Here is a 14,669-nt window from a genome sequence, read left to right as displayed (position 1 = left end):
GCTTCAGCGGCCTTGCGGCGGTTCGGCGGAAACTGACATGGCCAAATTCTTTATTGAACGACCCATCTTTGCATGGGTCATTGCGCTGTTCATCATGGTGCTGGGCGCCGTGTCCATCACCCAGCTGCCCATTGCGCAGTACCCGCCGGTGGCACCCCCGGCGATTGTGATCAATGCGTCCTATCCCGGCGCATCGGCCAAGACGCTGGAAGACAGCGTGCTGAGCGTGATCGAACAGGAAATGAACGGCTCGCCCGGCCTGATCTACATGGAAGCCGTGGCCCAGGCCAATGGCACTGGCGCGATCACGCTGAGTTTTGAGCCCGGCACCAATGCCGAACTGGCGCAGGTGGACGTGCAAAACCGGCTCTCGCGCGCCACACCGCGCCTGCCTTCGGCGGTGACGCAGCAGGGCGTGCGGGTGGACAAGGCGAACAGCAACTTCTTGCTGTTCGCCATTTTGTCCAGCGACGACCCGGCCTGGGACCCCGTGGCCCTGGGCGACTACGCTTCTCGCAGCGTGGTGCCCGAGCTGCAGCGCCTGCCCGGCGTGGGCCAGGCCCAGCTGTTTGGCACCGAGCGCGCCATGCGCGTCTGGATCGACCCCAACAAGCTGCTCGGTTTCAACCTGAGTGCGGCCGACGTGACCGCGGCCATTCGCGCGCAAAACGCGCAGGTGTCGGCCGGTGAAATCGGGGCGCTGCCCAATGTGGCGGGGCAGGGCATTGCGGCCACCGTGGTGGTCAACGGCCAGCTGGGCACGGTGGAGCAGTTTGGCAACGTGGTGCTGCGTGCCAATGCCGACGGTTCCCAGGTGCGGCTGAAAGACGTGGCCCGCATCGAGCTGGGCGCACAGGCCTACGCCACCTCGGCACGGCTCAACGGCCAGCCATCCACGGGTATCGGGGTGCAGCTGTCGCCCAGCGGCAACGCGCTGGCCACGGCCGACGCGGTGCGCGCCAAGATGACCGAGCTGGAACGCTTCTTTCCCCAAGGCATGAGCTGGGCCATTCCTTACGACAGTTCGCGCTTCGTCAAGATTTCCATCGAGAAGGTGGTCATCACCCTGGCCGAAGCCGTGCTGCTGGTGTTCCTGGTGATGTTCCTGTTTTTGCAGAACTTCCGTTACACCATCATTCCCACCATCGTGGTGCCGGTGGCGCTGTTGGGCACGTTCGCGGTGCTGCTCGCGCTGGGTTTTTCCATCAACGTGCTGACCATGTTCGGCATGGTGCTGGTGATCGGCATTGTGGTGGACGACGCCATTGTGGTGGTGGAAAACGTCGAGCGCATCATGAGCGAAGAAGGTTTGCCGCCACTGGAGGCCACGCGCAAGGCCATGGGTCAGATCTCGGGCGCCATCATTGGCGTGACGGTGGTGCTGATTTCGGTGTTTGTGCCACTGGCGTTTTTCAGCGGCTCGGTGGGCAACATCTACCGCCAGTTCGCCACCGTCATGGGCGTGTCGATTGCGTTTTCGGCCTTCATGGCGCTGTCGCTCACGCCGGCCTTGTGCGCCACCTTGCTCAAGCCGGTGCAAGCCGGCCACCACCACGAGAAAAAGGGTTTCTTTGGCTGGTTCAACCGCTTCTTTGCGCGCACCGCCAAAGGCTACGAGGGTGGCGTGGCCAAGCTGCTGCCGCGCGCTGGCCGCACCCTGGTCATTTACCTGGCCATCGTGGCCGCCGCTGTGGTGGTCTACATGCGCCTGCCCACGTCCTTTTTGCCCGGTGAAGACCAGGGCACGATGCTGGTGAACGTGCAGTTGCCACCCGGCGCCACGCGCGAGCGCACGCTCGACGTGATGCAGCAGGTGGAAGGCTTCATGCTCAAGCAGCCCGAAGTGCAGAGCATGGTCAGCGTGCTGGGCTTCAGCTTCTCGGGCCAAGGCCAAAACGCCGCGCTGGCGTTCGTCACGCTGAAAGACTGGTCCGAACGCACCGGCCCGGGCAGTTCAGCCGAAGCCCTGGCGGGCCGCGCCTTTGGCGGCCTGGCCGGTATCCGCGACGCGTTCATCTTCCCGCTCAGTCCACCGCCCATTCCCGAACTGGGGTCGTCGTCGGGTTTCAGCTTCCGACTGCAAGACCGCGCCGGTTTGGGCCGTGACGCCTTGGTGGCCGCGCGCGGCCAGCTGCTGGGTATGGCCTCGCAAAGCAAGGTGCTGGCCCAGGTGCGCCCGGAAGGGCTGGAAGACGCGCCGCAGCTGAAGCTGGACATTGACCGCGACAAGGCCAACGCGCTGGGGGTGGGCTTTGACGCCATCAGCAGCGCCATTGGCACCTCGCTGGGATCGAGCTATGTGAACGACTTTCCCAACGCTGGACGCCTGCAGCGCGTGGTGGTGCAGGCCGACGCGCCCGCTCGCATGCAGCCCGACGACCTGCTGCGCCTGACGGTGCTGAACAACCGCGCACAGGCCGTTCCCCTGTCGGCCTTTGCCACCACCCGCTGGGTGACCGGCCCCATGCAAACCGTGCGCTACAACGGCTACCCGTCCATGCGCATCAGCGGCAGCGCCGCCCCCGGTTTCAGCACCGGCGCGGCCATTGCCGAAATGGAAAAGCTGGCGGCCCAGTTGCCCCAGGGCTTTGGCTACGAGTGGACCGGTCAGTCGCGCGAAGAAAAGCTGGCGGGTTCGCAGGCCATCATCCTGTACGCGTTCGCCATCCTGGCGGTGTTCCTGTGCCTCGCGGCGCTCTACGAGAGCTGGACGATACCGCTCTCGGTCATTCTGGTGGTGCCGCTGGGCGTGCTGGGTGTGCTGCTGGCCACGCTGCTGCGCGGGTATTCGAACGACGTGTATTTCCAGGTCGGGCTGATCACGATCATCGGGCTCTCGGCGAAAAACGCGATCCTGATCATCGAGTTCGCCAAAGACCTGCAAGCCCAGGGCAAGAGCGTGGTGGAAGCGGCGCTGGCTGCGGCCCACCTGCGTTTTCGCCCCATCGTCATGACCTCGATGGCGTTCACGCTGGGCGTGCTGCCGCTGGCCCTGGCCAGTGGTGCTGGTTCGGCCAGCCAGCGTGCCATCGGCACCGGGGTGATCGGCGGCATGCTGACCGGCACGGTGCTGGCGGTGGTGTTTGTGCCCATCTTCTTCGTGGTGGTGCGAACGATCTTCAAAGACAGTGAACGGCAGCGCCGCATACACGCGGAACAGGCGGCCCACATGGGAGTGCATACCGATGACCGATAACAAAACCCCGAGTCGCACCCGCCCGGCGAGCCTGCTGACAGCGCTGGCTGCGGCCGCTGTGCTGGCCGGTTGCTCACTGATGCCGGTCTACGAGCGACCGGCTGCGCCGGTCGCCACCGACTGGCCCGGCGCAGCCCCCGGGGCTGCGGCTGCCACCCCGCTCTCGTGGGCCGACTTCGTGACCGACCCGCGCCTGCGCGAGCTGATCGCGATGGCCTTGCAAAACAACCGCGACCTGCGCGTGGCCACGCTGAACATCGACCAGGTGCGCGCCCAGTACCAGATACGCCAGGCCGACCAGGTGCCCAACCTCAACCTGGCCGCCGGTGGTAACCGCCAGCCAGCCAGCGGTGGTGGCATCAGCAGCAGCTACAGCGTGGGCCTGGCCATGAGCAGCTGGGAGATTGACTTTTTTGGGCGCATCGCCAGCCTGAAAGAAGCGGCGCTGGCGCAGTTTCTAGCCAGCGAAGCCGCCCGCGACGCGGCCCAAACCAGCCTGGTAGCCGCTGTGGCCAGCACCTGGCTCAGCCTGCAGGCCAACGACGAGTTGCTGGTGCTGACACAGCGCACGCTGGCCACGCGCAGCGACTCGTTGCGGCTCACCCAGCTGCGGTTTGACAACGGCGCCACGTCGGCGCTGGACCTGCGCCAGGCCGAGTCGCTGACCGCCGCTGCGCAGGCCGCGCTGGCCCAGCAATCGCGCCAGCGTGCGCTCGACCTCAATGCCCTCACGCTGCTGGTGGGGCAAGCGCTGCCCACGGCGCTGGTTGCGCCCGCTGCCAGCGAAGTGACCACCCGGCCGCTGTTTCGCGACGTGCCCGCCGGCCTCCCTTCAGACCTGCTCACCCGCCGGGCCGACATTCGCCAGGCCGAGCAGCAACTGATGGCGGCCAACGCCAGCATTGGCGCGGCGCGCGCTGCGTTTTTCCCGCGCATCGCCCTCACGGCCAGCGTGGGCACCGCCAGCAGCGATCTGTCGGGCCTGTTCAAAGACGGCTCTTGGGGTTTTACGCTGTCGCCGCAGGCGCTACTGCCCATTTTTGATGCGGGGCGCAACCAGGCGGGTCTGGACGGCGCCAATGCTGCCCGTGCGGTGGCCGTGGCGCAGTACGAAAAAGCCATTCAGAGCGCCTTTCGTGAAGTGGCCGACGCACTGGCGGGCCGCGCCACGCTGGGCGAGCAGTTGCGCGCCCAGCAAGCCCAGGCCACTGCCGAAGCCGAGCGTTTCCGGCTGGCCGAGCTGCGTTACCGCAATGGTGTGTCGAGTTTTCTCGACGTGCTGGATGCCCAGCGGTCTTTGTTTGTCACCCAGCAAGGCCTGACCCAGACCCGCCTGGCCCAACAGCAAAACCAGGTGGCGCTGTACAAGGCACTGGGCGGCGGCTGGAGCGACTGACTGGCTGCTGGGTGGGGTGGGTCGCGGTTTCAGACCTGGGGCAGATCGTAGAACTTCATGATGTGTTCCCAGGCCAATTGCGGGTCGTCCAGAAACACGAACAGCTTCAGGTCTTCTTCAGAAATCGTGCCTTCCTCGACCAGCAGATCGAGGTTGAGCAGGCGCTTCCAGTAGTCGGTGCCAAACAGCACGATGGGCACTGGCTTGGCTTTTTTGCACTGGACCAGGGTGATCACCTCAAACAGCTCGTCCAGCGTGCCAAAGCCGCCAGGGAAGGCCACCAGCGCTTTGGCGCGCATCATGAAATGCATTTTGCGCAGCGCGAAGTAGTGAAACTTGAAGCTCAGCTCGGGTGAGATGTACGGGTTGGCCGATTGCTCGTGGGGCAGGGCGATGTTCAGGCCCACGTTGAGCGCGCCCTCGTCGTGCGCCCCGCGGTTGGCCGCTTCCATGATGCCCGGGCCGCCGCCGGTGCAGATGAACAGACGGTCTTCGGGCACACCCGCCTTTTCACAGCGGGCGCTGTAGCGCGCAACGGTACGCGCGAATTCACGGGCTTGGTCGTAGTAAGGCGCATTGCGCAGCAACTTCTTGGCGCGGTCAATGGCCTGGGCATCGCCCGAAGCCTCAGCCTGGTCCAGCAAGGCTTGTGCTTCGCTGGTTTCCCGAAAGCGGGCGCTGCCAAACACCACGATCGTGTTTTCAATGCCCAGCTCTTGCTGCGCCAGGTCGGGCTTAAGCATTTCCAGCTGAAAGCGCAGGCCGCGTGTTTCGCGGCGCAGCAAAAATTCGGGGTCGGCAAAGGCCAGGCGGTAGGCGTCGGCTTGCAGAGTCGTGCCGTTGTTGGCCTGCGCTTGCAGTTCGGCCCAGGCATCGGCCAGGCGGCGTTCGGTCAGGTTTTGGGTATTTTCCATGCGAGGTCCTTGTGGGTTCACGCAGCAAAGCCGGGTGAATGGGTGTTGAAAAAATGCAAAAAGGCTCCCAAGGGAGCCTTTTTAACGGATCGTAGAAAACCGCAATGGGATCAGACGCGCTTGCGGTATTCACCGGTGCGGGTGTCGATCTCGATTTTGTCGTCTTGTGCCACAAACAGCGGCACAGCCACTTCAAAACCGGTAGCGATCTTGGCGGGCTTGAGCACCTTGCCGGACGTGTCGCCTTTGACAGCGGGTTCGGTCCAGGTGACCACGCGCTCGACGCTGGTGGGCAGTTCGACCGAGATGGCCTTGCCGTCGTAGAAAACCACTTCAACGGTCATGCCGTCTTCCAGGTAGTTCAGCGCATCGCCCATGTTTTCGGCTTCGACTTCGTACTGGTTGTAGTCGGCGTCCATGCACACATACATCGGGTCGGCGAAGTAAGAGTAGGTGCACTCCTTCTTGTCCAGAATGATCTGGTCCATCTTGTCGTCGGCGCGGCACACCACTTCGGTGGCCATGTTGTTCAGCAAGGCCTTGAGCTTCAGGCGCACGGTGGCTGCACCGCGGCCGCCGCGGGCGTATTCGGTTTTCAGAACGATCATCGGGTCCTTGCCGTGCATGATGACGTTGCCGGCGCGGAGTTCTTGAGCGATTTTCATAAGGTTTCCAACAGTTGGGCCGCGTGTTCCTTGTATGGGCTCAAACCCGGGAACTGTGCTGATAGGGGCGATCTGTGCGGCTAAGCAGATGGCAGTCAGAAAGCGGGCGCCGGGGTCTGGCGCTCCAGTTTTCTGCAAAGCCTTGAATTTTATCGCTTTTCGGCCACGAATTCGAGCAACTGGCTGGTGAGGTCGGGCTGAGCCAGCAGCCGAGCGCGCGCAGCCAGCACGCAGGGGCGCCAGCTGTCCACCACGTCCCAGCCCGGCCACACGCTGTGCGCTGGGGTCATGCCGTTCCAGATGCGGTGCAAGGCGCGCAGCGAATCGGGTGCTTGCAGCCAGTCCAAAAACGCTTCCATCTTGGCGTGGTGGGCGTCGTCGTGTTGCGGGTAGATGTGCCACACAAAGGGCTGGCCAGCCCACAGGGCGCGCACCAGCGAGTCTTCGCCGCGCACGAAATTCAGATCGCAGGCCCAGAGCAGGTGGTCAAAGTCGCGCTGGGTCAGGCGTGGCAAGTGGTGCAGGGCGGCGTGCCCCGTGTCCAGGCCGGTTGCCAGCGCGGCGCTCACGGCTTCGGTAGCGCGCCCGGTGGTCACCAGCCAGTCGCTGGCGGTGTCTTGGCCGGCTTGTTGCAGCAGCACGGGCAGGGCCGCGGGTTCGTAGCAAAACAGGCTGGCGCGGCGTTGCTTGCCAGGCGCCAGGCCCTGGGCCGCCAGCCACTGAGGGGCGCTGAAAGCAGTTTGCCGCGTGGCCAGGTCGGCCTCGCGCAGCAAGCCACCGGTGGCCGCCGTGAAACCGGGGTAGAAAAACCACTGGCTCACGCCACGCAGCGGCCCGCTGGAGACCATGGACGGCAGGCGGTGCGAGCGCTCCACATAGGCCTCGGCACTCAGGTATTCGAGGTTGATCCACACCGGCGCGCAGCCACCGGCAGCCATGGCGGCAGCCCGGTGCGCCTGGGCTTCGGGTGGCGGGCGGCAGCCGAAGGTTTCTACCCAGACGTCTGCCAGCGGCAAAGCGGGCAGCAGTTCCGGCGCCAGTGGGTCTGTCCAGTGCAGTACCCGCACGCCCTGGACGCGACCCTGCATTGCGCCGGGGGCCATCCAGCGCAGGGCGTCGGGCGCGTCGATCCACAGCCGCACGGTTTGCCCGCGTGCGGCCAGGTCGGCGCACAAGCGCCAGCACACGCCGATGTCACCAAGGTTGTCCACGACGTGGCAAAACACGTCCCAGTTCAGCGTATTGTTGGGGCGCTGGCCTGTGACAACGTTGGTGGGCAAGTTGATAGTTAGGGGCATGGTGCGGTGGTGCTGGAACCGTTAATATAACAACCGTTACAACGCAGAGGTTTCGCCATGACCACACTCAAACTCACCCAGATCGGCAACTCGGTCGGCCTGATCTTGCCCAAGGAACTGCTGGCGCGGCTCAAGCTGGAAAAGGGCGACACGGTGTTTGTGACCGAAGCGGCTCACGGGGTCAACCTGTCGCCGTACAACGCCGATTTTGAAACCCAGATGGATGCCGCGCGAAAAATCATGAAGGAGCGTCGGCAAGTATTGCGCGAGCTGGCCAAATGACCGAGCACTGGATCTGGCTGGATCGCCTGGCGATGCTGGCTGTGCATGAGGAGCAGCTCGCCGAGCACGGTGGCGCCCCTGGCGTCCGGGACGAAGGCCTGTTCGATTCAGCGCTGAGCCGACCGCACAACCTGGCATTGTATGGCGAGCCCGATGTGGCGGCCCTGGCGGCGTCTTATGGCTACGGTTTGGCCCGCAACCACCCGTTTGTGGATGGCAACAAACGCACCGCGTTCGTGGCGGTTGAGTTGTTTCTCTGGCTCAACGGACACCAGCTCGTGGCGGATGACGCCGATTGCGTGTTGACCACGCTCGCCCTGGCCGCTGGCGACATGTCTGAAGACGCCTTTGCCCAATGGCTGCGCGAACGCCTGCAGCCGCGCCCAACCTGAACCCCGCATGACCGAAGACCACACGCCCGCCGCGCCCGACGCGGCCCCGGGCCACGCCCCATCGCCCCACAGCGCCGCCCTGCTGTCCGAAGTGGCGGCCTTGCCCGGCTTGCCCGGCGTGTACCGCTATTTCGACGCGCAGGGCCAGTTGCTCTATGTGGGCAAGGCGCGCAACCTGAAGAAGCGCGTCAGCAGCTACTTTCAGAAAAACCACGACGGCACGCGCATTGGCCACATGGTGGGCAAGATCGTGCGCATGGAAACCACGGTGGTGCGTTCCGAGGCCGAGGCGCTGCTGCTGGAAAACAACCTCATCAAGACGTTGAACCCCAAGTTCAACATCTTGTTTCGTGACGACAAAAGCTACCCTTATTTGAAGATCACCGGCACGCGCGAAACCTTCCGCACGGCAGGCCGTTTGCCCGTGCCCTCGCTGGCGTTCCCGCGCATGGCCTATTACCGCGGCGTGGTGGACAAGCGCCACAGCTATTACGGCCCATACCCCAGCGCCTGGGCGGTGAAGGAGTCCATCACGCTGTTGCAAAAGGTGTTTCGCTTGCGCACCTGCGAAGACACCGTGTTTGCCAACCGCACGCGGCCGTGTTTGCTGTACCAGATCAAGCGCTGCACCGGCCCTTGTGTGGACCTGATCGACATGGAAGCCTATGGCCGCGACGTGACCGATGCCGAGCGCTTTTTGCGCGGCGAAACCCAGGCCGTGCTGGACGCGCTGGAGCAGCGCATGATGGCGCACGCCGAGAAGCTGGAATTTGAGCAGGCTGCCGAGATTCGCAACCAGATGGCGGCTTTGTCGCGAGTGCTGCACCAGCAGGCGGTGGACAACGTGTCGGACAAAGACGTGGATGTGCTCGCGGTCAAGGTGCTGGGCGGGCGCGCCTGTGTGAACCTGGCCATGATCCGTGGCGGCCGCCACCTGGGCGACCGGCCGTATTTCCCGGCCCATGTGGAAGACGCCACCCAGATCGAGCGGCTGATGTCCGAAGACACACCGGCCAGTGACGCGGCAACCGACCCAGCCGAACGCGTGGCGGTGCAGGTGCTCGAAGCCTTCATTGCCCAGCATTACCTGGGCACGGCCATGCCGCACATTCTGGTGACCAGCCACCCGGTGGGCAAGCCGCTGCTGGACGCGCTGACCGAACAGACCGGCGCCAAGATCAACGCGGTGCACCACCCGCGTGAGCACCGCCGCATCTGGCTCGACATGGCACAAACCAACGCCGACATTGCTTTGGCGCGCTTGCTGGCCGAGGAGGGTTCGCAGCAGGCCCGCACCCGTGCGCTGGCCGAGGCCCTGGGCTTGCCCGACGACGATCTGGGCGCACTGCGCGTCGAGTGTTTTGACATCTCGCACACGGCCGGCGAGTCCACCCAGGCGTCGTGCGTGGTGTTTGAAGACCACAAGATGCAGAACAGCCAGTACCGGCGCTACAAGATCGAAGGCATCACCGGTGGCGACGACTACGCCGCCATGCGCCAGGTGCTGTTGCGTCGCTACGGCAAGATGTCCGAGGCGTTGCGCGAAGAAGCTGCCGCAGCAGGCGGCGCGGCCCAGGCCCCGGCGCTGGCCGAAGGTGTGGCCGAAGCCGACGAAACCGCAATGCCACCCGATGCCCAGACTGGCCTGCCCACCGGCCCGCGCATGCCCGACCTCGTGTTGATTGATGGCGGCAAAGGCCAGGTGAGCATGGCGCGCGAGGTGTTCCAGCAGCTCGGCCTGGACCTGTCGCTCATCGTCGGCGTGGAAAAAGGCGAGGGCCGCAAGGTGGGCCTCGAAGAACTGGTGTTTGCCGACGGCCGCGACAAGGTGTATCTGGGCTTTGACTCTGCCGCGCTCATGCTGGTGGCGCAGATTCGCGACGAAGCACACCGTTTTGCCATCACCGGCATGCGCGCCCAGCGCGCCAAGGTGCGCACCGGCGGCAGCAAGCTTGAAGACATACCCGGTGTGGGCCCCAGGAAACGCGCCCGCCTGTTGCAGCGTTTTGGCGGTGTGCGCGGGGTGGCCTCGGCCAGCGTGGAAGACCTGTGCACGGTCGAAGGCATTTCCAGTGAATTGGCCGACACGATTTACCGGGCGCTGCACTGAGCGGCTGCAAGGCTTGCGCATTCAAAGCTCCCCCATAATCACGCCATGTTTTTCAACCTTCCCACCCTGCTGACCTGGGCGCGCATTGTCGCCATTCCACTCATCGTCGGGGTGTTTTACCTGGAAGGGGTGAGCACGGCGCAGCAAAACCTGATCGCCACGGTGCTGTTTGTGGTGTTTGCCTCCACCGACTGGGCCGACGGTTACCTGGCCCGCAAGCTCAACCAGACCTCTGCCTTTGGCGCGTTTCTGGACCCGGTGGCCGACAAGTTTCTGGTGTGCGCCAGCCTGCTGGTGCTGGTGCACCTGGACCGCGCCGACGTGTTTGTGGCGCTTATCATCATCGGCCGCGAGATCGCCATTTCGTCGCTGCGCGAATGGATGGCCATCATCGGCGCCACCAAAAGTGTGGCTGTGCACATGGTGGGCAAGCTCAAGACCGCGGTGCAGATGACGGCGATTCCCTTTTTGCTGTTTGACGGCCATCTGCTGGGCTTCATCGACACCCATGTCTGGGGCACCTGGCTGATCTGGATTTCGGCCGTGCTGACCGTCTGGTCCATGGTGTACTACCTGCAAAAAGCCTTGCCCGAGATCCGCGCCCGGTCGCGCTGATGCGCTGCACCCGGCTCGGCTGCGCTTCACCGCTCCAAACATGACCGTTCCCGCCAAAGACAACGCCTGGCTGCGCGCCATGCCCTGGGTGTTCGTGCTGATCTGGAGCACCGGTTTCATCGTCGCCCGCTACGGCATGCCGCACGCACCGCCCATGAAATTTCTGGCCGTGCGCTACGCGCTGTCCATCCTGTGTTTCCTGCCCTGGATCTGGTTTTCAGGCGTGAAGTGGCCCGTGAACCGCACACAGTGGATGCACCTGGCCGTGACCGGTGTGCTGATGCACGCGGGTTATCTGGGTGGCGTCTGGGCGGCAGTCAAGGCGGGCATGGGTTCTGGGCTGTCGGCGCTCATTGTTGGCATCCAGCCGGTGCTCACCGCCATCTGGCTCTCGGGTACCGGATCCAAGGTGTCGCGGCGGCAGTGGCTGGGGCTGTTGCTGGGCTTTGCGGGCCTTGTGCTGGTGGTTTCCCGCAAGTTTGGCGCAGGTGGCCCGGGTGACCAGGCCAGCTGGCTCAATCTGTCCTTCGCGGTGATGGCTTTGTTTGCCATCACCGTGGGCACGCTGTACCAAAAGCGCTTTGTGACCACCTGCGACGTGCGCACCGCCAATGCCGTGCAGCTGCTGGCCGCGCTGCTGGTCACCTTGCCGCTGGCGCTGCTGGAGCTGGAGGCCATGCGCTGGATGGATGCCTCTGCGGGGTTGAACTGGCAACTCACCGGCGCCATGGCCTGGTCTGTGCTGGGGCTCACGGTGGGTGGCAGCTCGTTGCTCTACACGCTGATCCAGCGCGGTGCGGCAGCCTCGGTCACCAGCCTTATGTATCTGGTGCCGCCCTGCACAGCGTTGATCGCCTGGGGCCTGTTTGACGAACCCATCACCGCCGTCACGGTGGCGGGCATCGCTCTCACAGCCTTCGGCGTCAGCCTGGTGGTGCGGCCGGCCAAGCCGGCTTGAGCTTCCAGGGCTCACGGCTGAAGTTGTCTGCCAAAAAGTCCACCAGCAGCCGGATGCGCCGCGGCACCTGCGCCCGGTAAGGCGCGAGCCAGTGGATGTCGGCGTCGGGCATGGCGTAGGCGGGCAACACCCGGACCAGCGCACCGCTTTGCAGCTGGGGCGCAATGTCCCACAGGCTGCGCAGCATGATGCCGTGGCCTGCCAGGCACCAGTCGCGCACCATTTCACCCGAATTGCTGGACAGCGGCCCGCGCACCAGCGTGTGCTGCACCACGGTTTCGCCCTCGCGCTGTAGCCGCCAGTGGTCAAACCGCTGCCCCGGCGCACCACCGTTTTCGCGCACCAGCAAGCAAGCGTGGCGGCTCAGGTCTTGCAGCGATCGGGGTGTGCCGTGGGCGTTCAGGTAGCGGGGCGCAGCCACCAGCACCCGCTGGTTGAAGGCGAGCCGACGCGACACCCACTCGGCTGCCCGGTCACCCGGCGCGTTCCACAGCCAGATGGCACCGTCAAAACCCTCCACCGCGAGATCGGGCAATTGCTCGGTCAGTTGCAGCTGCAGGTCCACCGCCGGGTACCTGGCCTGAAAATTGGCCAGGGCAGGGCCCAACCACAAGCGGCCAAAGCCAAACGTGGCGGCGAGCCGAATCGGGCCGGCCGGTTCGGTCTGTCGTTCACGCAACTCGGCTTCCACCGCTTCGAAGCCGCGCAGCAAATCGGCTGCGCGCTCACACAGCGTTTCCCCTTCGGCGGTCGGGCTCACCCGGCGCGTGGTGCGCTGGAACAGGCGCAGGCCGAGTTGCGTTTCCAGCGCGGCGAGGCGTTTGGTCACGGCCGAGGGCGCCACTTGCAACACCTTGGCCGCAGCGGCCAGGCTGCCATGCTGGCGCACGGCGATCACCAGTTCGAGGTCAGGGCGGTCCAATTGTTCTCTTTTTGGAATGAATCAATTGCCAGATTATTGCCTCAGTGCGGCTTAAGCTCGTGTTCACCGCTTCGCACCGGTTTGTGCAGGCTTCCCCGTTTGATTGACAGGACATCCCCATGAGCACCCCCCACCGCATCGCAGTCATCGCAGGAGACGGCATCGGCACCGAAGTCATGCCCGAGGGCCTTCGTGTGCTGGAGGCCGCCGCGTCCAAATTCAACATCGCACTGCAGTTCGATCATTTTGATTTTTCGAGCTGCGACTACTACGAGAAGCACGGCAAGATGCTGCCGGACGACTGGAAGGCCCAGATCGGCGGGCACGACGCCATTTACTTCGGCGCCGTGGGCTGGCCCGACAAGGTGCCCGACCACATTTCGCTTTGGGGCTCCCTGCTGCTGTTTCGCCGCGAGTTTGACCAATACGTCAACATCCGCCCCGCCAAGCTCATGCCCGGCGTGACCGCGCCGGTGGTGCGCCGCGACGGCAGCCCTCGCCAGGCCGGCGAGATCGACATGGTGATCGTGCGCGAAAACACCGAGGGCGAGTACTCCAGCATCGGCGGGCGCATGTACCCCGGCACCGAACGCGAGATCGTGGTGCAGGAAACGGTGATGTCGCGCATTGGGGTGGACCGCGTGCTGCGCTACGCGTTTGAAGTGGCCCGCTCGCGGCCCAAAAAACACCTGACCAGCGCGACCAAGAGCAACGGCATCGCCATCACCATGCCCTACTGGGACGAGCGCGTGGCCGAAATGGCGAAGCAGTACCCGGACGTAACGGTCGACAAGTTCCACATCGACATCCTGACCGCCCACTTTGTGCAGCGCCCCGATTTCTTTGACGTGGTGGTGGGCAGCAACCTGTTTGGCGACATCTTGTCGGACCTGGGCCCCGCCTGCACTGGCACCATTGGCATTGCGCCCAGCGCCAACCTGAACCCGACGCGAAAGTACCCGTCGCTGTTTGAGCCGGTGCACGGCTCGGCGCCCGACATTGCTGGCAAGGGCATTGCCAACCCCATTGGCCAGATCTGGTGTGGTGCCATGATGCTTGATTACCTCGGCTACCGCAGCGCGCACGATGCGGTGATGCAGGCGATTGAGTCGGTCTTGCAGCCCGCCTCGGGTGGGCCACGCACGCCTGACCTGGGTGGCACCGCCAGCACCGCCGACGTTGGCCGCGCCATCGCCGAAGCCTTGCTGGCTTGACCGTGATGCGTGCGCTCTTGGGCGCACACGCAGGCGCCGGTCTTGCTCAGGTTTCGCGGCATATTTCACGCTGCGCGACAGGTCCGAGGTTCAAATACGTCTAGAATCTCGCCTTCCGCGCTGACAGCCGTTTCCATTGCCCAAGGCATATTGACAGGGCTCTTGGCCCATGGGTCTAATCGCTAGACGTTTGTTGCAGTCGGTGTGCTGCAGCAACGCGGCAGAAACGACCTGGTTTGAGCCTTCGGCCACCGCGCCGCTCTTCGCCAGCCAGCCGTTCACACGGATTTTTCATTCATTTCAAGAGGGGCTTTTTGTGAATAAAACAGAACTCGTCGAGCACATCGCCAAGCATGCCGATATATCCAAGGCGGCTGCCACGCGTGCACTGGACTCCACCATCACCGCAATCCGTACCACGCTGAAAAAAGGCGGTACCGTTTCTCTGGTGGGTTTTGGTTCTTTTGCTGTCACAAAACGTCCCGCTCGCAAGGGTCGCAATCCCCGCACCGGCGAAGAGATTAAAATCAAGGCCGCCAAAGTCCCGAAGTTTCGTCCGGGCAAGGCATTGAAGGACGCGCTGAACTGAAGCGCGTCCCCCGTTTTCGGTGGGGTGCTTAGCTCAGTTGGCAGAGCGGCTCCTTTACACGGAGTAGGTCGGCGGTTCGACCCCGTCAGCACCCACCACACCATCGAAAAGGCGAACC

General features: G+C 64.3%; 13 protein-coding genes and 1 tRNA gene. 10 read left to right on the top strand and 4 right to left on the bottom strand.

Annotated elements, in window-relative coordinates; translation table 11 throughout:
• The first annotated feature begins 37 nt into the window (after positions 1 to 37).
• Together AC4QBL_RS08580 and AC4QBL_RS08575 are read left to right on the top strand one after the other, a co-directional pair.
• Positions 38 to 3,196 (top strand): efflux RND transporter permease subunit, encoded by a 3,159-nt coding sequence (locus AC4QBL_RS08580; protein WP_472907272.1) that lies wholly within the window; start codon positions 38 to 40, stop codon positions 3,194 to 3,196.
• Complete coding sequence (locus AC4QBL_RS08575) at positions 3,186 to 4,592, top strand: efflux transporter outer membrane subunit (RefSeq protein ID WP_472907271.1); 1,407 nt, start codon at positions 3,186 to 3,188, stop codon at positions 4,590 to 4,592. The genes AC4QBL_RS08580 and AC4QBL_RS08575 overlap by 11 nt, the downstream gene beginning before the upstream one ends.
• Positions 4,593 to 4,621: 29 nt before the next feature.
• Here AC4QBL_RS08575 and AC4QBL_RS08570 read toward each other — a convergent pair whose 3' ends face one another.
• The 3 genes from AC4QBL_RS08570 to earP form a co-directional block, all read right to left on the bottom strand.
• Positions 4,622 to 5,506, bottom strand: a complete 885-nt coding sequence (locus tag AC4QBL_RS08570) for an LOG family protein (protein WP_472907270.1) — start codon at positions 5,504 to 5,506, stop codon at positions 4,622 to 4,624.
• 110 nt (positions 5,507 to 5,616) lie between these two features.
• Complete coding sequence (gene efp / locus AC4QBL_RS08565; protein ID WP_304830694.1) at positions 5,617 to 6,171, bottom strand: elongation factor P; 555 nt, start codon at positions 6,169 to 6,171, stop codon at positions 5,617 to 5,619.
• A 149-nt stretch (positions 6,172 to 6,320) separates the two neighbouring features.
• Positions 6,321 to 7,469: an elongation factor P maturation arginine rhamnosyltransferase EarP gene (gene earP, locus AC4QBL_RS08560; protein ID WP_472907269.1), complete on the bottom strand. Its 1,149-nt coding sequence runs from the start codon at positions 7,467 to 7,469 to the stop codon at positions 6,321 to 6,323.
• 57 nt (positions 7,470 to 7,526) lie between these two features.
• On the opposite strand from earP, the gene AC4QBL_RS08555 reads away from it, so the two are divergent.
• Genes AC4QBL_RS08555 through AC4QBL_RS08535 form a run of 5 tightly spaced genes read left to right on the top strand, consistent with a single transcriptional unit; the run spans position 7,527 to position 11,826 of the window.
• Positions 7,527 to 7,751, top strand: coding sequence for an AbrB/MazE/SpoVT family DNA-binding domain-containing protein (locus AC4QBL_RS08555; protein WP_291067047.1), 225 nt, complete (start codon positions 7,527 to 7,529; stop codon positions 7,749 to 7,751).
• Positions 7,748 to 8,143 carry a type II toxin-antitoxin system death-on-curing family toxin gene (locus tag AC4QBL_RS08550; RefSeq protein WP_472907268.1) on the top strand — a complete coding sequence of 132 codons (396 nt, stop codon included), beginning with the start codon at positions 7,748 to 7,750 and terminating at the stop codon, positions 8,141 to 8,143. The genes AC4QBL_RS08555 and AC4QBL_RS08550 overlap by 4 nt, the downstream gene beginning before the upstream one ends.
• A gap of 7 nt (positions 8,144 to 8,150) precedes the next feature.
• On the top strand, positions 8,151 to 10,253 hold the full coding sequence (gene uvrC / locus AC4QBL_RS08545) for an excinuclease ABC subunit UvrC (protein WP_472907267.1): 2,103 nt from the start codon (positions 8,151 to 8,153) through the stop codon (positions 10,251 to 10,253).
• Positions 10,254 to 10,298: 45 nt separating this feature from the next.
• Positions 10,299 to 10,868, top strand: coding sequence for a CDP-diacylglycerol--glycerol-3-phosphate 3-phosphatidyltransferase (pgsA, locus tag AC4QBL_RS08540; protein ID WP_472907266.1), 570 nt, complete (start codon positions 10,299 to 10,301; stop codon positions 10,866 to 10,868).
• A gap of 40 nt (positions 10,869 to 10,908) precedes the next feature.
• Complete coding sequence (locus tag AC4QBL_RS08535) at positions 10,909 to 11,826, top strand: DMT family transporter (RefSeq protein WP_472907265.1); 918 nt, start codon at positions 10,909 to 10,911, stop codon at positions 11,824 to 11,826.
• Here AC4QBL_RS08535 and AC4QBL_RS08530 read toward each other — a convergent pair.
• On the bottom strand, positions 11,792 to 12,748 hold the full coding sequence (locus tag AC4QBL_RS08530) for a LysR family transcriptional regulator (protein WP_472907264.1): 957 nt from the start codon (positions 12,746 to 12,748) through the stop codon (positions 11,792 to 11,794). The two genes, AC4QBL_RS08535 and AC4QBL_RS08530, sit on opposite strands and share 35 nt — an antisense overlap.
• A gap of 119 nt (positions 12,749 to 12,867) precedes the next feature.
• On the opposite strand from AC4QBL_RS08530, the gene AC4QBL_RS08525 reads away from it, so the two are divergent.
• From AC4QBL_RS08525 to AC4QBL_RS08515, 3 genes are all read left to right on the top strand, one after another.
• Entirely contained in the window at positions 12,868 to 13,962 is a 1,095-nt protein-coding gene (locus AC4QBL_RS08525) for a tartrate dehydrogenase (RefSeq protein ID WP_472907263.1), read from the top strand.
• Positions 13,963 to 14,278: 316 nt separating this feature from the next.
• The gene (locus tag AC4QBL_RS08520) at positions 14,279 to 14,551 is read left to right on the top strand and encodes an HU family DNA-binding protein (RefSeq protein WP_077330314.1); all 273 of its coding nucleotides are present in this window, start codon (positions 14,279 to 14,281) and stop codon (positions 14,549 to 14,551) included.
• Positions 14,552 to 14,573: 22 nt separating this feature from the next.
• Positions 14,574 to 14,649 (top strand) — tRNA-Val (locus AC4QBL_RS08515).
• Positions 14,650 to 14,669: the final 20 nt, after the last annotated feature.

The organism is Hydrogenophaga sp. L99, assembly GCF_058731905.1.
Note: the sequence above shows the minus strand (reverse complement) of the source record. Positions and strands in the feature narration are given on the sequence as shown.